The sequence below is a fragment of the Klebsiella sp. K5-204 genome (genome assembly GCF_030128585.1).
Taxonomy (GTDB): domain Bacteria; phylum Pseudomonadota; class Gammaproteobacteria; order Enterobacterales; family Enterobacteriaceae; genus Klebsiella; species Klebsiella quasipneumoniae.
Genome location: NZ_JAKUZS010000014.1, coordinates 1 through 17,385, shown reverse-complemented (window position 1 = coordinate 17,385; position 17,385 = coordinate 1). Strand labels below are relative to the sequence as shown.

The window sequence follows — 17,385 nt, the reverse complement described above, 5'->3', positions numbered from 1 at the left end:
GATCAAACCGAGTATCTTTGCGAATATTTTTTCACATTTGTGTCAAGTGGCTGTGAGGCGGCAAAAAATTCCCCCTGCCCGCCCGTGACACCGCATTGGGACAGTACCAGCCACTCGCTGCGGCTGCGTACGCCCGTCGCAAAAACTTGCATAGGCATGCCTTTACAGGCTTCCACCAGGCTTTGCACCAGCAGCTGGTTCTCGCTGCGCTTTTCGATGTTGCGCGCCAGGCCCGGATGCAGTTTGATCAGCTCCGCATCCAGCTGCTTGATCCAGCTGGTTCCCACCAGGGTTAACCCTGCCTGAACCACCGCCACCCGAACGCCAAGCGCGTTAACCAACCGCATAACCGGCTGCAGACGGCCGATATATTGACAAACATCTGCCTCAGCAAGTTCAAAAATAATCCGTTGACGCTGCGATTTTTCACACTGCATCAGAGCATCGCGCAGCCAGCGCTGGAAACGCGGGCGGATCAGCGACTCCACCGACAGCTGCAGCGCCAGATTCTCCTCGGGCCAGAAGCCTAAAAACGGCAGCAGGCGCGTCACCTGCAGGCGGTCATACTCCTCCGCCAGGCCAAACTGCAGCACCATCGGCATGTACTCGGCGGCAATCACCTCTTCTTTACCGTCGTACATCCGCGACATCAGTTCACGGTGATGCACCCGACCGTCGCGGGTGACGGCGGGCTTCTGGTACAACCGCGGCCCGCCGCGGCTCAGCATCTGTTCGATCAGCGTCCGCCAGCGAACGTTGCCGCGGCCTTTCTCCGGAAGGGTATCGTCATAGACCGACCAGCTGTTGCTGCCCTGCAGCACCGCGTTGCGCGTCGCCGCTTCTGCATGTTCCATCACTTGCGCCGCCGATTGTCCGCTGCGGAAAGAACAGATGCCGATATGCATCATATCGTCACGATCGAGGATCCGCGTCGGAGGTAGCGCGTCCATGGCCTTCAGCAGCAGCCCGGCGATACTATCCGCCTCTTTTAACGTGCGGTGCGGCAGCAGCACGGCGAAGTCGCTACGGTGATAGCGCGCCAGCAGCGCGCCAGGGTAACGCATAATAAAGGTAGAGAGCAGGTTGATAAGCGTGAAGTAATGTTCTTCGGCCGCCGCCCGCCCCCAGTTGTCCCGTAGCAGATCAAACTCCGGTAGACGGATCATCATCACGATGCCGTACGCCCCCACCTTCTCCTGATCTTCCAGCAGCGTGGCCAGCTGATTGTCAAAAAACAGGCGATTATTCAGCCCGGTTTTAGAATCCTGTGCCGCATAGGAGCGAATCAGCGTATCCATCCGGCTGCGCTGATCGCTGGCAAACTGCAGCTCCGACAGCAGCATATCCAGCGCGCTACTGGTGCTGGCAGGCCATTCATAGACTGAGCCGCGCACCTGCGGCCCGCGCTCGCCGCTCAGGATACGCGTGGAACGAAGCTCAAGCAGCTCCTGACCCGCCAGCTGGCGGCGGATCCAGCGGACGGCGAAGAAAATAATCACCACCATGAAGCCGATGGAGATCGACAGCGGGGCGGTAATCGACAGCGAACGGAAATAGTTCACCATCGGGTCAACGTAGACCAGATGCAGAGAGATACCGGGATGTTTCAACGACGGGACCGTGATCTCACGGAATTGCTCATGACTGCCAAGCGGGCGGTAGCTGTCGGTTCGGGAGTGGCTGTAGAGCGGTTTACCGTTAAGCATGAAATCGATATGCACGATCTCTATCGGCGTCATCAGCTCATCCAGCTGCGGCTCAAGCTTATCAAAAGAGGTAGTGATGAGCCGGTTATCCAGCATGGTCGCCACCGCCTGAACCCGGTTTTCGACCTTGTTCTCAATGCCGTTGTAAAAACTCAGCGAAGCGCCAATCAGCGTGACAAAGATGGTCAGGCTAGTTAGCAGCGTGATAAAGGCTGAGAACTTCGTCGTTAATCGCATCCCTGTGTTAACTCCGCGAGTGAATGACTGCCCGATGAACCATCAGGCTCCCGTGCCGGCGCGCGCCTTGACGCTAGCATTAACCTTTTAAAGCGCGACGCATACTATCAAAGATGGCGAGTCTGGCAATGGAATGCGTATTATCGGCGAAAGTATGCCGATAGCGAGTATAGTCGGCAGAAAAAATTTGCCAATCGCCGCCCGCCTGCGGCCTGCGCCAGAAGCGCTTTAATTTTAGACGCTGGATGGCAAACCCGCGCCAGCGGCGCACATTATTGCCGATTTTCCGTCCTGCCAGCCTCCCGTCCGCTTTTTTCCCTGCTAAAGATGCCGGGTCAGGCGCGGTAAAGGAAACGTCTTGCGCCACTTTCCGATGATTCCTGGACGACCGCGCCCCTGCTTCGGCGGCGGCTCATGCTCCTAATGTGCAATTTTTCGTGACATATTCGCGATTCATCGCCGCCTCCGTCATGCTTAAGGAAACGCATGACGGAGGACACCATGAAAAGAAAAAAACTGACGGAAGCCGACGTCACGGCCGAATCCGTTTTTATGCTCCAGCGGCGCCAGGTACTGAAAATGCTGGGCATCAGCGCGACCGCCCTTTCGCTTCCCGCCGCCGCGCAGGCCGACCTGCTGGACTGGTTTAAAGGCCACGACCGTCCGCCAGCCCCGGCGGGCAAAGCCCTGGACTTTGCTAAACCCGCTGAATGGCAGGCTAAGCTGACGCTTACCCCGGAAGATAAAGTCTCCGGCTACAATAACTTTTATGAATTCGGCCTCGATAAAGCCGATCCGGCGGCGAACGCGGGTAGCCTGCGCACCGATCCCTGGACATTGACCATCGGCGGTGAGGTGGCGAAGCCGCTGACTCTCGACCATGACGATCTGACCAAACGCTTCCCGCTGGAAGAGCGTATTTATCGTATGCGCTGCGTGGAAGCCTGGTCGATGGTGGTCCCCTGGGTCGGCTTCCCGCTGCATAAGCTGTTGGCGCTGGTGGAGCCCACCAGCAATGCGCGCTATGTGGCCTTCAAAACCCTCTATGCTCCGGATCAAATGCCCGGGCAGAAAGATCGGTTTATCGGTGGGGGACTGGCTTACCCTTACGTGGAGGGGCTGCGGCTGGATGAAGCGATGCATCCGCTGACGCTGCTCACCGTCGGGGTGTATGGCAAAGCGCTGCCGCCGCAAAATGGCGCGCCGGTCCGCCTTACTGTGCCGTGGAAGTACGGTTTCAAAGGCATTAAATCCATCGTCAGCATTGAACTGACCCGCGAGCGGCCACCGACCACCTGGAACCTCGCGGCGCCGGACGAATACGGCTTCTTCGCCAACGTCAATCCGCACGTCGATCACCCCCGCTGGTCACAGGCTAGCGAGCGGTTTATCGGTGCCGGCGGCGTGCTCGATGTGAAACGTCAACCGACGCTGCTGTTTAACGGCTATGCCGACGAGGTGGCGTCGTTGTATCGCGGCATGAATCTGCGGGAGAACTTCTAGTGCGTTTCACCGTCAAACAGATCGCCTGGCTGAAGGTTTTACTTCATCTGGCGGGTTTTTTGCCGCTGGTCTGGCTATTCTGGGCCGGACATCAGGGCTACTTTAGCGCCGATCCGGCCAAGGATATCCAGCATTTTACCGGCAGGATGGCGCTGAAGTTTCTGCTGGCGACGCTGCTGGTCTCCCCGCTGGCGCGCTATGCGAAACAACCATTATTGATTCGCGTTCGTCGCCTGTTAGGTTTATGGTGTTTCGCCTGGGCGACGCTGCACCTGACCAGCTATACCCTGCTGGAGCTGGGCATTAACAATCTGGCGCTGCTGGGCTCGGAGATTATCAACCGCCCCTATCTGACGTTAGGCATGGTCAGCTGGGCGATCCTGCTGGCGCTGGCGGTGACGTCGACGCAGGCGATGCAGCGAAAACTGGGCCGCCGCTGGCAACTTTTACACAACTTCGTCTATCTGGTGGCGATCCTCGCGCCGATTCACTACCTGTGGTCAGTGAAGATCCTCTCGCCGCAGCCCATCATTTATGCCCTGCTGGCAGTGGCGCTGCTGGCATGGCGTTACAAGAAGTTCCGCCAGTGGTGGCGCTGAATCCCGTAATGTGCAGTTTCCCGCAGATCCTTTATCAACCGCGACTCTTTTTAAGATAGCGGTTGATAATCTTCCCTGATAAGACCAGTATTTAGCTGCCAATTGCTACGAAATCGTTATAATGTGCGACTTTGGCTTTCCTGACGGGGTTTTCTGACCCTGAAAAGGTGACAAGGGCGCATTGAAGGTATATGTTGTTTTTTACCCGAAAATGGCAGGAGATCGCCACACGATGGCAAAGAAGTTTCACATTTTGCTTTTGAATGGTCCAAACATTAACATGCTCGGTACCCGCGAGCCTGAGAAGTATGGTCCGCTCACGCTGGCGGAGATTGTTAACCATTTAACATCTGAAGCGGCGGCGCTGAATGTGAGCCTGGATCACCTGCAGTCCAACGCGGAGCATGCGTTAATCGACCGAATTCATCAGGCTAAAGACAACGTGGACTATATCCTGATTAATCCGGCCGCGTTCACGCATACCAGCGTAGCAATCCGTGACGCTTTGCTTGCCGTGAACATCCCGTTTATCGAGATTCACCTGAGCAATGTGCATGCACGCGAACCCTTCCGCCAGCATTCGTATCTGTCAGATGTCGCCGCTGGCGTCATCTGCGGACTGGGGGCGGACGGCTATTCATACGCTTTACAGACGGCGGTAAAACGCCTGTCACAATCACACTAAACAAAGAGTACGGAACCCACTCATGGATATTCGTAAGATTAAAAAACTGATCGAGCTGGTTGAAGAATCAGGTATCTCCGAACTGGAAATTTCTGAAGGCGAAGAGTCTGTTCGCATCAGCCGCTCTGCACCGGCCGCAAGCTATCCGGTTATGCAGCAGGCTTATGCTGCGCCGATGATGCAGCCTCAGGCACCTGCCGCCGCGGCTGCCGCGCCAGCTGCAGCAGCAGAAGCGCCGGCAAAAGCGGAAATCAGTGGTCACATCGTACGTTCCCCGATGGTTGGTACTTTCTATCGTACGCCAAGCCCAGACGCGAAAGCGTTTGTGGAAGTTGGCCAGAAAGTTAACGTGGGCGACACCCTGTGCATCGTCGAAGCGATGAAAATGATGAACCAGATCGAAGCCGACAAAGCCGGCGTGGTGAAAGCCATTCTGATCGAAAGCGGCCAACCGGTAGAATTCGACGAGCCGCTGGTAGTTATCGAGTAACGAGGCGAACATGCTGGATAAAATTGTCATCGCTAACCGTGGCGAGATCGCACTGCGCATCCTGCGTGCCTGTAAAGAACTGGGCATCAAGACCGTTGCTGTGCATTCCACCGCGGATCGCGATCTAAAACACGTATTGTTAGCGGATGAGACGGTCTGTATCGGTCCGGCTCCGTCCGTAAAAAGCTATCTGAACATCCCAGCTATCATCAGCGCCGCTGAGATCACCGGCGCGGTAGCGATTCACCCGGGGTATGGCTTCCTCTCCGAGAACGCCAACTTTGCTGAGCAGGTTGAGCGCTCCGGCTTTATCTTCATCGGCCCGAAAGCCGACACTATCCGCCTGATGGGCGACAAAGTGTCCGCGATCACCGCCATGAAAAAAGCCGGCGTCCCGACCGTACCCGGTTCTGACGGCCCGCTGACCGACGACATGGACGCTAACCGCGCCCATGCTAAACGCATCGGCTATCCGGTGATCATCAAGGCCTCCGGCGGCGGCGGCGGTCGCGGTATGCGCGTTGTGCGCAGCGATGCTGAACTGGCCCAGTCCATCTCCATGACCAAAGCGGAAGCCAAAGCGGCTTTCAACAACGATATGGTCTACATGGAGAAATACCTGGAAAACCCACGTCACATTGAAATTCAGGTACTGGCGGACGGTCAGGGCAACGCTATCTATCTGGCTGAACGTGACTGCTCCATGCAGCGTCGTCACCAGAAAGTGGTCGAAGAAGCGCCGGCGCCGGGCATCACTCCGGAACTGCGTCGCTACATCGGCGAGCGTTGCGCGAAAGCCTGTGTCGATATCGGCTACCGCGGAGCGGGTACCTTTGAGTTCCTGTTCGAAAACGGCGAGTTCTACTTCATTGAAATGAACACCCGTATCCAGGTAGAGCATCCGGTAACTGAAATGATCACCGGCGTTGACCTGATCAAAGAGCAGCTGCGTATCGCAGCCGGCCAGCCGCTGTCCATCAAGCAGGATGAAGTGGTGGTTCGCGGCCATGCGGTGGAATGCCGTATCAACGCCGAAGACCCGAACACCTTCCTGCCGAGCCCGGGTAAAATTACCCGTTTCCACGCGCCGGGCGGCTTTGGCGTGCGCTGGGAGTCCCATATTTACGCCGGCTACACCGTACCGCCGTACTATGACTCCATGATCGGCAAACTGATCTGCTACGGCGAAAGCCGTGACGTGGCGATTGCCCGCATGAAGAATGCGCTGCAGGAGCTGATCATCGATGGCATCAAGACCAACGTCGATCTGCAGATGCGTATTATGAGCGACGAGAACTTCCAGCATGGTGGCACCAACATCCACTATCTGGAGAAAAAACTCGGCTTGCAGGAAAAATAATTCTGCTCTCTCAGCAAAAGGCCGGATTTTCCGGCCTTTTTTCTTTTTCTCTCTCCTCATCTATACCATGCGGTACAATCCCCGCTTTCTTTATCCTCAAGGGACAAAAAATGGACAAACGCTTTGTTCAGGCCCACAAAGAAGCGCGCTGGGCGCTGTGGCTGACCCTTCTCTATCTTGCCGCCTGGCTGGCCGCCGCCTATCTGCCGGGGGTGGCTATCGGTTTTACCGGCCTGCCCCACTGGTTTGAAATGGCCTGCCTGCTGGTTCCGCTGCTGTTTATTCTGCTGTGCTGGGCGATGGTCAAACTGGTTTTCCGCGACATTCCTCTGGAGGACGATGATGCAGTTTGAGGTCATTATTCCCCTGATCGCCTATCTGGTGGTGGTGTTCGGCTTATCCCTTTACGCCATGAGAAAACGCGCCTCAGGAAGCTTTCTTAATGAGTACTTTCTCGGCAGCCGCTCGATGGGCGGCTTCGTGCTGGCCATGACGCTAACCGCCACCTATATCAGCGCCAGCTCATTTATCGGCGGACCCGGCGCCGCCTATAAATACGGCCTGGGCTGGGTACTGCTGGCGATGATCCAGCTCCCCGCCATCTGGCTGTCGCTGGGCGTACTGGGAAAAAAATTCGCCATCCTTGCGCGTCGTTATAATGCCGTCACCCTCAATGACATGCTGTTTGCGCGCTACCAGAGCCGTCTGCTGGTCTGGCTGGCCAGCCTGAGCCTGCTGGTAGCCTTCGTTGGCGCCATGACCGTCCAGTTTATCGGCGGCGCCCGCCTGCTGGAGACAGCTGCGGGTATTCCCTACGATACCGGTCTGCTGATCTTCGGCATCAGCATCGCGCTGTATACCGCCTATGGCGGCTTTCGCGCCAGCGTGCTCAACGATACCATGCAGGGCATGGTGATGCTGATCGGCACGATCGTGCTGCTGGTGGGGGTGATCCACGCCGCCGGCGGGATTGGCCATGCGGTAGAGACTCTGCAGTCGATCGACGTCAAGCTGGTGTCCCCGCAGGGGGCGGAAGATATCCTCTCGCCAACCTTTATGGCCTCGTTTTGGGTGCTGGTCTGCTTCGGCGTCATTGGCCTGCCGCATACCGCCGTTCGCTGTATCTCCTACAAAGACAGCAAAGCCGTGCATCGCGGCATTATGATCGGCACCATCGTAGTGGCGATCCTGATGTTTGGCATGCACCTGGCCGGCGCGTTAGGTCGGGCGGTGCTCCCCGACTTAACCGTACCGGATCTGGTGATCCCGACGCTGATGGTCAAAGTGCTCCCGCCCTTTGCGGCAGGGATCTTTCTGGCCGCGCCGATGGCGGCGATTATGTCGACGATCAATGCCCAGCTTCTGCAAAGTTCCGCTACGATCATCAAGGATCTGTATCTGAACTGGCGTCCGGATCAGGCGACTAACGAAAAGCGGCTAAAACGCATGTCCGCCGGCATCACGCTCCTGTTGGGTGTTCTGCTGCTGCTCGCGGCCTGGCGACCGCCGGAGATGATTATCTGGCTGAATCTGCTGGCCTTCGGCGGCCTGGAAGCCGTCTTCCTGTGGCCGCTGGTACTGGGCCTGTATTGGGAACGTGCTAACGCGGCTGGCGCGCTGAGCGCGATGATCGTGGGCGGCGTGCTGTATGCCGTACTTGCCACGCTGAAAGTGCAGTTTCTCGGCTTCCACCCGATCGTTCCCGCGCTGCTGCTGAGTTTACTGGCGTTTGTGGCAGGGAACCGTTTCGGCCGTCCCGCACCACAGCCACCTATTTTGACTACTGATAAATAAAGAGTTTTGCTATGCCATGGATCCAACTGAAACTAAATACCACCGGCGCGAACGCTGAAGATCTTAGCGATGTGCTGATGGAGGCCGGATCGGTCTCGATCACCTTCCAGGATACGCACGATACGCCGGTATTTGAGCCGTTGCCCGGGGAAACCCGGCTGTGGGGCGATACCGACGTGATCGGCCTGTTCGATGCCGAAACCGATATGAAAGCGGTCGTTGCCCAACTGGAGCAGCACCCGCTGCTGGGCGCCGGCTTCGCGCATAAGATCGAGCAGCTGGAAGATAAAGACTGGGAGCGGGAATGGATGGATAACTTCCATCCGATGCGTTTCGGTGAGCGGCTGTGGATCTGCCCGAGCTGGCGCGACGTTCCGGATGAAAATGCCGTCAACGTGATGCTCGATCCGGGTCTGGCCTTCGGTACCGGCACGCACCCGACGACATCCCTGTGCCTGCAGTGGCTCGATGGACTCGACCTCAACGGAAAAACGGTCATTGATTTCGGCTGCGGTTCCGGCATCCTGGCGATTGCCGCGCTGAAGCTGGGGGCCGCAAAAGCGATCGGCATTGATATCGACCCGCAGGCTATTCAGGCCAGCCGCGATAACGCGCAGCGTAACGGCGTATCTGAGCGTCTGGAGCTCTATCTTCCTCAGGACCAGCCGGAGTCGATGAAAGCCGACGTCGTGGTCGCCAATATCCTGGCAGGCCCGTTACGTGAGCTGGCGCCGTTAATCAGCGTCCTGCCCGTTTCAGGCGGTTTGCTGGGGCTTTCCGGCATCCTTGCCAGCCAGGCGGAGAGCGTCTGTGAAGCCTACGCCGATCTCTTCACCCTTGACCCGGTGGTCGAGAAAGAGGAGTGGTGCCGGATCACCGGCCGGAAAAACTAAGCGCAATGCGGCCTGTGGGCCGCATTTTTGTTTCCAGTAGCCACCAAATAATGCCAGGAAATGAGAGGCAGATCGCACTACAGAGCACTTTTTTGGCTATAAAAACAGCGTTTTATATCGTCTGGTAGCGAGTTTTTCTAAGAAAAATCGAGAAGTTTTATGATTTTATAAATGGACACAAATTATCCATCACCCATTAAATCAATGATTAATATAAGTATTTATTCATTCCTTTTACGTTAGTCCCGGATTCATTGATCTGCAACAGAGGATTGCTCAAAGTTTGGCCTTTCATCTCGTGCAAAAAATGCGTAATATACGCCGCCTTGCAGTCACAGTATGGTCATTTCTTAACTCATGCGCATCGGACACCACCAGCTCAGAAATCGCCTGATCGCAGCGCCCATGGCTGGCATTACTGACAGACCATTCCGGACGCTGTGCTACGAGATGGGAGCGGGTTTAACCGTTTCCGAGATGATGTCCTCTAACCCACAGGTGTGGGAGAGCGACAAGTCCCGTTTACGGATGGTGCATATTGATGAGCCCGGTATTCGTACCGTGCAAATCGCCGGTAGCGTGCCGGAAGAGATGGCTGCCGCCGCGCGGATTAACGTGGAAAGCGGCGCCCAGATTATTGATATCAATATGGGATGCCCGGCGAAAAAGGTGAATCGCAAGCTTGCAGGTTCAGCCCTCTTGCAGTACCCCGACCAGGTGAAGTCGATCCTGACGGCGGTCGTGAATGCGGTGGACGTTCCTGTGACTCTCAAGATTCGCACCGGTTGGGAACCGGAACACCGTAACTGCGTAGAGATTGCCCAACTGGCCGAAGAGTGTGGCATTCAGGCTCTGACTATTCACGGACGCACCCGCGCCTGCTTGTTTAACGGAGACGCTGAGTACGACAGTATTCGGGCAGTTAAGCAGAAAGTTTCCATTCCGATTATCGCGAATGGCGACATTACTGACCCGCTTAAAGCCAGAGCTGTGCTCGACTATACAGGGGCTGATGCCCTGATGATAGGCCGTGCAGCTCAGGGAAGACCCTGGATCTTTCGGGAAATCCAGCATTATCTGGACACTGGAGAGCTGCTGCCCCCGCTGCCGCTGGCAGAGGTCAAGCGCTTGCTTTGTGCGCACGTTCGGGAATTGCATGACTTTTATGGTCAGGCAAAAGGGTACCGAATCGCGCGTAAACACGTCTCCTGGTATCTTCAGGAACATGCTCCAGATGACCAGTTTCGGCGCACATTCAACGCCATTGAGGATGCCAGCGAACAGCTGGAGGCGTTGGAGGCATACTTCGAAAATTTTGCGTAATAGAAATAAAGAGCTGACAGAACTATGTTCGAACAACGCGTAAATTCTGACGTACTGACCGTTTCTACCGTTAACTCTCAGGATCAGGTAACTCAAAAGCCCCTGCGTGACTCGGTTAAACAGGCACTGAAGAACTATTTTGCTCAACTGAACGGTCAGGATGTGAATGACCTGTATGAGCTGGTACTGGCTGAAGTTGAACAGCCCCTGTTGGACATGGTGATGCAATACACCCGTGGTAACCAGACCCGCGCTGCCCTGATGATGGGCATCAACCGCGGTACGCTGCGTAAAAAACTGAAAAAATACGGCATGAACTGATACTAGTCAGTTGCTTGCTTGATATAAAAGGCGCTCTTCGGCATGGGGAAGCGCCTTTTTTATTACCTGCGGCAGCGGGACACATTACTGATTCACCGCCCGCAGTACCGGCGTCTCCGATACACGAGCAGCACAGACTACCGCCATAATATTATCCACCAGCGCAGGCGCCTGCTGATAAAGATCGACGCGTTGCGGATCGAGCAGCCAGTTTTTAATTAGTCCGGAAAAGGCGCTGTGTAAAACAATTAATATCACTTCAATATTTGTTTCGGCTGGCAATATATTGTTACGCACACAGCACTGCAGCATGCCGCCGATGAGCGAATAATTAAAGCCAATGCGCTGGCGAATTTCATTTTCCGAAAGCATATCATTGGCAAACTCGCAGCGCTGATAAAGAATTTGCATCAGCGCGCGCTGGCGAGGATTCGCAGCAATATAGCGGAGCCCGGTAATAAACCGCTCGCGCAATGCATTTAAAGGCTCCTGTTCATTCTCTGTTGCGAGGCTATGCTGAATCAAATCCCTGAGCGGTGGCTGCTGCTGCCACATTTCATTAAACAGCTCGGTCTTACTGGCAAAATGCCAGTAGACGGCGCCGCGGGTCACTCCCGCCGCATCAGCAATATCCGTCAGGGTCGTGTTGGTCACCCCCCGCAGAGCGAACTGCTGGATCGCGGACTCAATCAGGAGCTGCCGCGTGCGTAGCGCCTCTTCTTTCGTTTTTCTTGCCATACAAGCCCCCTTCCCGCCGGACAGGATATTTAGGATTTTCTGAAGATCGCTTAACCTAACATTTGTCATGGAATATTTTTTAGCAAAAATGCAAACAAGTTAATTCTGACGCCATCGTCAAATAAATTACCCAAATCAATATTAATAAATAACTCATTCACGGAATTGATGTCTATTTATTAAGATTTACAATTAAGGTAAACAGAATAAAAAGGCAGCGCGTTTTTTTGTTTTTGCGTGCCTTGCTGATTGTCCCAAAATAACTATCCCTTACATCCAGTGGCGTTTATTTGTAGGATGGCAAACTGCTTTTTAATTCCCTCTTTCTTTCACAGATTCGCCGCCGAATTTGGCACGTAATCTATAAGGAACCGCCATGACTACTCACGCCAGAGTGACACTTTTATCCGGTTTAATTATCTCGGCCTTATTGCTTACCGGCTGCGATAATTCGGACAATCCGCAACCCCATGCCCAGGCGCCGCAGGTGACGGTCCATGTCGTGAACAGCGCGCCGCTGTCGGTCACCACCGAACTGCCAGGCCGAACTTCAGCTTTTCGCGTGGCGGAAGTCCGCCCTCAGGTAAGCGGTATTATCCTGAAGCGTAACTTTGTTGAAGGAAGCGATGTCGAAGCAGGCCAGTCGCTCTATCAGATCGATCCGGCAACCTACCAGGCGGCGTGGAACAGCGCCAAGGGCGATGAAGCAAAAGCCGAAGCCGCAGCCGCCATCGCCCACTTGACGGTGAAACGCTACGTTCCGCTGCTGGGTACCAAGTATATCAGTCAACAGGAATACGATCAGGCGGTGGCCACCGCCCGCCAGGCCGATGCCGACGTCATCGCTACCAAAGCCTCCGTGGAAAGCGCCCGCATCAACCTGGCCTACACCAAAGTGACCTCTCCCATTAGCGGACGCATCGGTAAATCGAGCGTCACCGAGGGGGCATTGGTTACCAACGGTCAGTCGGATGCCCTGGCCACCGTCCAGCAGCTCGATCCGATCTACGTCGACGTGACGGAATCCAGCAATGACTTCATGCGCCTTAAGCAGGAAAGCCTGCAACGCGGCGGCGACACCAAAAGCGTTGAACTGCTGATGGAGAACGGTCAGGCCTATCCGCTTAAGGGTTCGCTGCAGTTCTCCGACGTCACTGTCGATGAAAGTACAGGTTCAATTACCCTGCGCGCTATCTTCCCTAACCCGCAGCATGTCCTGCTGCCGGGGATGTTCGTCCGCGCCCGCATCGATGAAGGCACCGATCCGCAGGCCATCCTGGTGCCGCAGCAGGGGGTGACTCGAACGCCGCGGGGCGATGCCTCCGTCATGCTGGTGAATGACAAAAATCAGGTTGAACCCCGTCAAGTGGTGGCTTCCCAGGCCGTGGGCGATAAGTGGCTTATCACCAGCGGGCTGAAGCCGGGCGATAAGGTGATTGTCAGCGGCTTACAGAAAGTCCGTCCCGGCGTCACCGTTAAAGCAGAAGTGGAGCGTGCGGCACCGGTCGCGCAATAAGGATACCCAGCCATGTCTAAGTTTTTTATCCATCGACCGGTCTTTGCCTGGGTGCTGGCCATCATCATGATGATTGCTGGCGGTCTGGCCATTCTCCAGCTGCCGATAGCGCAGTATCCGACGATTGCGCCCCCTGCGGTGGCGATCTCCGCCACCTATCCCGGTGCGGATGCTCAGACCGTGCAGGACACGGTCACTCAGGTTATTGAGCAGAACATGAACGGTATCGACAACCTGATGTATATGTCGTCGACCAGCGATTCCGCCGGCTCAGTAACCATCACGCTTACCTTTAAGTCCGGCACCGATCCGGATATCGCCCAGGTGCAGGTGCAAAACAAACTGCAGCTGGCCACCCCGCTGCTGCCTCAGGAAGTCCAGCAGCAGGGAATTAGCGTAGAGAAGTCCAGCAGCAGCTTCCTGCTGGTGGCCGGCTTTATCTCTGATAACCCGGTCACCACCCAGGATGATATTTCCGACTATGTCGCCTCTAATGTTAAAGATCCCATCAGCCGACTCAACGGTGTGGGCGATGTACAGCTGTTCGGCGCGCAGTACGCCATGCGCATCTGGCTGGATGGCAACCTGCTGAACAAATACAACCTGACGCCGGTGGACGTCATCAATGCGCTGCAGGTTCAGAACGATCAGATTGCCGCCGGCCAGCTGGGCGGTACGCCAGCGCTGAAAGGCCAGCAGTTGAACGCGTCGATCATTGCCCAGACGCGGCTTAAAGATCCGCAGGAGTTTGGCAAGGTCACGCTGCGGGTCAATGCCGATGGTTCTGTCGTCCATTTGAAAGATGTCGCCCGCGTTGAGCTGGGCGGAGAGAACTACAATGTCGTCGCCAGAATTAACGGCAAGCCCGCCTCTGGTCTGGGTATTAAGCTCGCGACCGGCGCCAACGCGCTGGATACTGCCACCGCGATTAAAGCGAAGCTGGCCGAACTGCAGCCTTACTTCCCCCAGGGAATGAAGGTGGTCTATCCGTACGATACGACCCCTTTCGTCAAAATCTCTATTCACGAAGTGGTCAAAACGCTCTTTGAAGCGATTATTCTCGTCTTCCTTGTCATGTATCTGTTCCTGCAGAACATGCGCGCTACGCTCATTCCGACCATTGCCGTGCCCGTCGTGCTGTTGGGTACCTTCGCGGTACTGTCGATGTTTGGCTACTCCATCAACACCCTGACGATGTTTGGTATGGTGCTGGCGATAGGTCTGCTGGTCGATGACGCCATTGTGGTGGTGGAAAACGTCGAACGTGTGATGGTTGAGGAGAAGCTCTCGCCAAAAGAAGCGACGGAAAAGTCGATGTCGCAGATCCAGGGGGCGCTGGTGGGTATCGCCATGGTGCTCTCTGCGGTTTTCGTGCCGATGGCCTTCTTCGGCGGTTCCACCGGCGCGATTTATCGCCAGTTTTCGATCACCATCGTTTCCGCCATGGCGCTCTCCGTGCTGGTTGCCCTGGTGCTGACACCAGCGCTCTGCGCCACGTTGTTGAAGCCAGCCTCAGCTGAACACCATGAGAAAAAAGGATTTTTCGGCTGGTTTAACGCCCGTTTTGACCAGAGCGTTAACCACTACACCAACAGCGTCAGCGGTATTTTGCGTGGAACCGGCCGTTACCTGGTGATCTATCTGCTGATCGTCGTGGGAATGGCCGTGCTGTTTATGCGTCTCCCGACATCCTTTCTACCCGATGAAGACCAGGGGGTCTTCCTGACCATGATCCAGCTGCCTTCCGGCGCTACACAGGAGCGGACACAGAAAGTGCTGGATACCGTGACCGACTACTATCTGCATAACGAGAAGGCTAACGTCGAAAGCGTCTTTACCGTTAACGGCTTCAGCTTCAGCGGCCAGGGACAAAACTCCGGCATGGCGTTTGTCAGCCTGAAACCATGGGAAGCGCGCAGCGGCGATAAAAACAGCGTGGAGTCCATCATCAAGCGAGCCACCGTGGCCTTCAGCCAGATCAAAGACGCCATGGTTTTCCCGTTCAACATGCCTGCCATTATTGAGCTGGGTACCGCCACCGGCTTCGACTTTGAGCTGATCGACCAGGGCGGGCTAGGTCATACTGCCCTGACGCAGGCGCGCAATCAACTGCTGGGCATGGTGAAACAGCATCCGGATCAGCTGGTACGGGTACGGCCTAATGGGCTGGAAGATACGCCGCAGTTCAAACTGGATGTCGACCAGGAAAAAGCGCAGGCGCTGGGCGTATCGCTCTCCGATATCAATGAAACGATATCCGCTGCGCTGGGCGGGTACTACGTCAATGACTTTATTGACCGTGGTCGCGTCAAGAAAGTGTACGTTCAGGCTGATGCCCATTTCCGTATGCTGCCGAGCGACATTAACAATATGTATGTTCGTAGCGCCAATGGCGAGATGGTTCCGTTCTCCGCCTTCGTCACCTCGCGCTGGATATATGGCTCGCCGCGTCTGGAACGCTACAACGGTTTACCCTCCATGGAGATCCTCGGTGAAGCCTCGCCGGGCAAGAGTACCGGGGAAGCCATGGCGCTGATGGAAGCGCTGGCCAGTAAACTGCCGAGCGGTATTGGTTACGACTGGACTGGGATGTCTTACCAGGAACGCCTTTCCGGCAACCAGGCTCCCGCGCTCTATGCCATCTCGCTGATTGTCGTCTTCCTGTGCCTGGCGGCGCTGTATGAGAGCTGGTCGATTCCGTTCTCAGTCATGCTAGTGGTTCCGCTGGGGGTCATCGGCGCGCTGTTAGCCGCCACGCTGCGTGGGCTGAATAACGACGTTTACTTCCAGGTAGGCCTTCTGACCACGATCGGTTTGTCGGCGAAGAACGCGATCCTGATCGTCGAATTCGCCAAGGATCTGATGGAGAAAGAAGGGAAAGGGATCATTGAAGCAACCCTGGAGGCATCGCGGATGCGCCTGCGACCCATTCTGATGACCTCTCTGGCTTTTATTCTCGGGGTCATGCCGCTGGTGATTAGCCATGGTGCCGGCAGCGGGGCGCAGAATGCGGTGGGTACCGGTGTCATGGGCGGGATGCTAACCGCGACACTGCTGGCGATCTTCTTTGTTCCGGTCTTCTTTGTGGTCGTCAGACGACGTTTTACCCGGCACGCTGAATAACCCGGCCTGGTATTAAAGGCGCCCCTGCGGGCGCTTTTTTTTCGCCTGGTATATGAGCAACCACTACAGCTTCCCGCTATCTGACAACCGCTATCGCGCGCGGCAGCGCTGGGACACGATCGTTCTCTCCATCTTTTCTGCATATTCCCCTGCCTATCTTCACGATATTTACGTGGCTCATATATTGAGATGATTTCGGCATCCGGGCCGGACAATCCGCGGTGATAAAATAAGCCATTCCGTTCTGCACTGGCTTTCAGTACAACCCTGCGGATTATCCAGAGGTAATATCATGAAAAAGTATTTAATCGTGGCGCTGCTGGCCTCTCTGCTCGCAGGCTGTGCCCATGACTCTCCCTGCGTGCCGGTGTATGACTCGCAAGGCCGCTTAGTCCACACCAATACCTGTATGAAAGGCACAACAGAAGACAACTGGGACACCGCAGGCGCGATCGCCGGGGGCGCCGCCGCGGTAGCCGGCCTCACGTTAGGGATCGTCGCGCTGACCCGCTAATTCTCCCCCGACCAGCAGATACAGGGGCTAGCGTCGAACCTGTATCTGCTCTTCTGCGCATCATCCACATGACAACCGAACAAACAAACTCACTGTCCCTTGCTGCATTACGCGCAAATCGGCTTTGACGGGTTTCCCCCTGGCGGCAGGACTACTTATCGACAGATAACACAAAAGCAGAAGGCCCAGTCTTTCGACTGGGCCTTCTGCTTTATTTGATGCCTGGCGATTCCCTACTCTCACATGGGGAGACCCCACACTACCATCGGCGCTACGACGTTTCACTTCTGAGTTCGGCATGGGGTCAGGTGGGACCGCCGCGCTATTGTCGCCAGGCAAATTCTTTACAACGTGCCGAACTTTAACCTAAAAAGTGGTGCTGATACCCAGAGTCGAACTGGGGACCTCACCCTTACCAAGGGTGCGCTCTACCAACTGAGCCATATCAGCACGCTAAATTTGATGCCTGGCAGTTCCCTACTCTCACATGGGGAGACCCCACACTACCATCGGCGCTACGGCGTTTCACTTCTGAGTTCGGCATGGGGTCAGGTGGGACCACCGCGCTAGTGCCGCCAGGCAA

The 17,385-nt window shown here is 55.9% G+C and carries 16 protein-coding genes, 1 tRNA gene and 2 rRNA genes; 13 read left to right on the top strand and 6 right to left on the bottom strand.

Annotated features, from left to right (window positions below):
- Positions 1–2: 2 nt before the first annotated feature.
- Together csrD and MKR05_RS25200 are read right to left on the bottom strand one after the other, a co-directional pair.
- Positions 3–1,943, bottom strand: coding sequence for an RNase E specificity factor CsrD (gene csrD / locus MKR05_RS25205; protein WP_044524921.1), 1,941 nt, complete (start codon positions 1,941–1,943; stop codon positions 3–5).
- A gap of 79 nt (positions 1,944–2,022) precedes the next feature.
- Positions 2,023–2,214, bottom strand: coding sequence for a hypothetical protein (locus MKR05_RS25200; RefSeq protein ID WP_032429221.1), 192 nt, complete (start codon positions 2,212–2,214; stop codon positions 2,023–2,025).
- 230 nt (positions 2,215–2,444) lie between these two features.
- Between MKR05_RS25200 and msrP the strand changes: the two genes are divergently transcribed.
- From msrP to fis, 10 genes are all read left to right on the top strand, one after another.
- A complete protein-coding gene (gene msrP / locus MKR05_RS25195) occupies positions 2,445–3,446 on the top strand; it encodes a protein-methionine-sulfoxide reductase catalytic subunit MsrP (RefSeq protein WP_032454192.1) in 1,002 nt (333 codons plus the stop codon).
- Positions 3,446–4,045, top strand: coding sequence for a protein-methionine-sulfoxide reductase heme-binding subunit MsrQ (msrQ, locus tag MKR05_RS25190; RefSeq protein WP_023291158.1), 600 nt, complete (start codon positions 3,446–3,448; stop codon positions 4,043–4,045). Before msrP ends, msrQ begins: the two co-directional genes overlap by 1 nt.
- Before the next feature lie 232 nt (positions 4,046–4,277).
- Entirely contained in the window at positions 4,278–4,730 is a 453-nt protein-coding gene (gene aroQ, locus MKR05_RS25185; protein WP_023291159.1) for a type II 3-dehydroquinate dehydratase, read from the top strand.
- A 22-nt stretch (positions 4,731–4,752) separates the two neighbouring features.
- Positions 4,753–5,220: an acetyl-CoA carboxylase biotin carboxyl carrier protein gene (accB, locus tag MKR05_RS25180; protein WP_004206250.1), complete on the top strand. Its 468-nt coding sequence runs from the start codon at positions 4,753–4,755 to the stop codon at positions 5,218–5,220.
- A 10-nt stretch (positions 5,221–5,230) separates the two neighbouring features.
- Positions 5,231–6,580, top strand: a complete 1,350-nt coding sequence (accC, locus tag MKR05_RS25175) for an acetyl-CoA carboxylase biotin carboxylase subunit (protein ID WP_004174096.1) — start codon at positions 5,231–5,233, stop codon at positions 6,578–6,580.
- Positions 6,581–6,690: 110 nt separating this feature from the next.
- A complete protein-coding gene (locus MKR05_RS25170) occupies positions 6,691–6,933 on the top strand; it encodes a DUF997 family protein (protein WP_004206253.1) in 243 nt (80 codons plus the stop codon).
- Positions 6,923–8,374, top strand: coding sequence for a sodium/pantothenate symporter (gene panF / locus MKR05_RS25165; RefSeq protein WP_023291160.1), 1,452 nt, complete (start codon positions 6,923–6,925; stop codon positions 8,372–8,374). The genes MKR05_RS25170 and panF overlap by 11 nt, the downstream gene beginning before the upstream one ends.
- An 11-nt stretch (positions 8,375–8,385) precedes the next feature.
- Positions 8,386–9,267, top strand: coding sequence for a 50S ribosomal protein L11 methyltransferase (prmA, locus tag MKR05_RS25160; protein ID WP_060589649.1), 882 nt, complete (start codon positions 8,386–8,388; stop codon positions 9,265–9,267).
- Between the two features lie 357 nt (positions 9,268–9,624).
- Complete coding sequence (gene dusB / locus MKR05_RS25155; RefSeq protein WP_004144972.1) at positions 9,625–10,590, top strand: tRNA dihydrouridine synthase DusB; 966 nt, start codon at positions 9,625–9,627, stop codon at positions 10,588–10,590.
- A gap of 24 nt (positions 10,591–10,614) precedes the next feature.
- Positions 10,615–10,911, top strand: coding sequence for a DNA-binding transcriptional regulator Fis (gene fis, locus MKR05_RS25150; protein ID WP_000462905.1), 297 nt, complete (start codon positions 10,615–10,617; stop codon positions 10,909–10,911).
- Positions 10,912–10,995: 84 nt separating this feature from the next.
- Here the strand turns inward: fis and envR are convergent, their stop codons facing one another.
- Positions 10,996–11,649: an acrEF/envCD operon transcriptional regulator gene (gene envR / locus MKR05_RS25145; RefSeq protein ID WP_023291162.1), complete on the bottom strand. Its 654-nt coding sequence runs from the start codon at positions 11,647–11,649 to the stop codon at positions 10,996–10,998.
- A gap of 376 nt (positions 11,650–12,025) precedes the next feature.
- On the opposite strand from envR, the gene MKR05_RS25140 reads away from it, so the two are divergent.
- The 3 genes from MKR05_RS25140 (at position 12,026) to MKR05_RS25130 (ending at position 16,802) form a co-directional block, all read left to right on the top strand.
- Positions 12,026–13,165, top strand: a complete 1,140-nt coding sequence (locus tag MKR05_RS25140) for an efflux RND transporter periplasmic adaptor subunit (RefSeq protein WP_064158539.1) — start codon at positions 12,026–12,028, stop codon at positions 13,163–13,165.
- 12 nt (positions 13,166–13,177) lie between these two features.
- A complete protein-coding gene (locus MKR05_RS25135; RefSeq protein ID WP_023291164.1) occupies positions 13,178–16,288 on the top strand; it encodes an efflux RND transporter permease subunit in 3,111 nt (1,036 codons plus the stop codon).
- Positions 16,289–16,580: 292 nt separating this feature from the next.
- Positions 16,581–16,802 carry a membrane protein gene (locus tag MKR05_RS25130; protein ID WP_004206262.1) on the top strand — a complete coding sequence of 74 codons (222 nt, stop codon included), beginning with the start codon at positions 16,581–16,583 and terminating at the stop codon, positions 16,800–16,802.
- Positions 16,803–17,022: 220 nt separating this feature from the next.
- Here the strand turns inward: MKR05_RS25130 and rrf (MKR05_RS25125) are convergent.
- The 3 genes from rrf (MKR05_RS25125) to rrf (MKR05_RS25115) form a co-directional block, all read right to left on the bottom strand.
- Positions 17,023–17,138: ribosomal RNA gene (gene rrf, locus MKR05_RS25125) — 5S ribosomal RNA — on the bottom strand.
- Between the two features lie 38 nt (positions 17,139–17,176).
- A tRNA-Thr gene (locus MKR05_RS25120) sits at positions 17,177–17,252 on the bottom strand.
- A gap of 14 nt (positions 17,253–17,266) precedes the next feature.
- Positions 17,267–17,382: ribosomal RNA gene (rrf, locus tag MKR05_RS25115) — 5S ribosomal RNA — on the bottom strand.
- Positions 17,383–17,385 lie beyond the last annotated feature (3 nt).

Bases quoted from the DNA above. Each gene is read 5' to 3' on its own strand.
- csrD (WP_044524921.1), bottom strand. From the start codon at position 1,943: ATGCGATTAACGACGAAGTTCTCAGCCTTTATCACGCTGCTAACTAGC.
- MKR05_RS25135 (WP_023291164.1), top strand. From the start codon at position 13,178: ATGTCTAAGTTTTTTATCCATCGACCGGTCTTTGCCTGGGTGCTGGCC.
- dusB (WP_004144972.1), top strand. From the start codon at position 9,625: ATGCGCATCGGACACCACCAGCTCAGAAATCGCCTGATCGCAGCGCCC.
- panF (WP_023291160.1), top strand. From the start codon at position 6,923: ATGCAGTTTGAGGTCATTATTCCCCTGATCGCCTATCTGGTGGTGGTG.
- aroQ (WP_023291159.1), top strand. From the start codon at position 4,278: ATGGCAAAGAAGTTTCACATTTTGCTTTTGAATGGTCCAAACATTAAC.
- msrP (WP_032454192.1), top strand. From the start codon at position 2,445: ATGAAAAGAAAAAAACTGACGGAAGCCGACGTCACGGCCGAATCCGTT.
- accC (WP_004174096.1), top strand. From the start codon at position 5,231: ATGCTGGATAAAATTGTCATCGCTAACCGTGGCGAGATCGCACTGCGC.
- MKR05_RS25140 (WP_064158539.1), top strand. From the start codon at position 12,026: ATGACTACTCACGCCAGAGTGACACTTTTATCCGGTTTAATTATCTCG.
- MKR05_RS25130 (WP_004206262.1), top strand. From the start codon at position 16,581: ATGAAAAAGTATTTAATCGTGGCGCTGCTGGCCTCTCTGCTCGCAGGC.
- envR (WP_023291162.1), bottom strand. From the start codon at position 11,649: ATGGCAAGAAAAACGAAAGAAGAGGCGCTACGCACGCGGCAGCTCCTG.
- MKR05_RS25170 (WP_004206253.1), top strand. From the start codon at position 6,691: ATGGACAAACGCTTTGTTCAGGCCCACAAAGAAGCGCGCTGGGCGCTG.
- fis (WP_000462905.1), top strand. From the start codon at position 10,615: ATGTTCGAACAACGCGTAAATTCTGACGTACTGACCGTTTCTACCGTT.
- accB (WP_004206250.1), top strand. From the start codon at position 4,753: ATGGATATTCGTAAGATTAAAAAACTGATCGAGCTGGTTGAAGAATCA.
- prmA (WP_060589649.1), top strand. From the start codon at position 8,386: ATGCCATGGATCCAACTGAAACTAAATACCACCGGCGCGAACGCTGAA.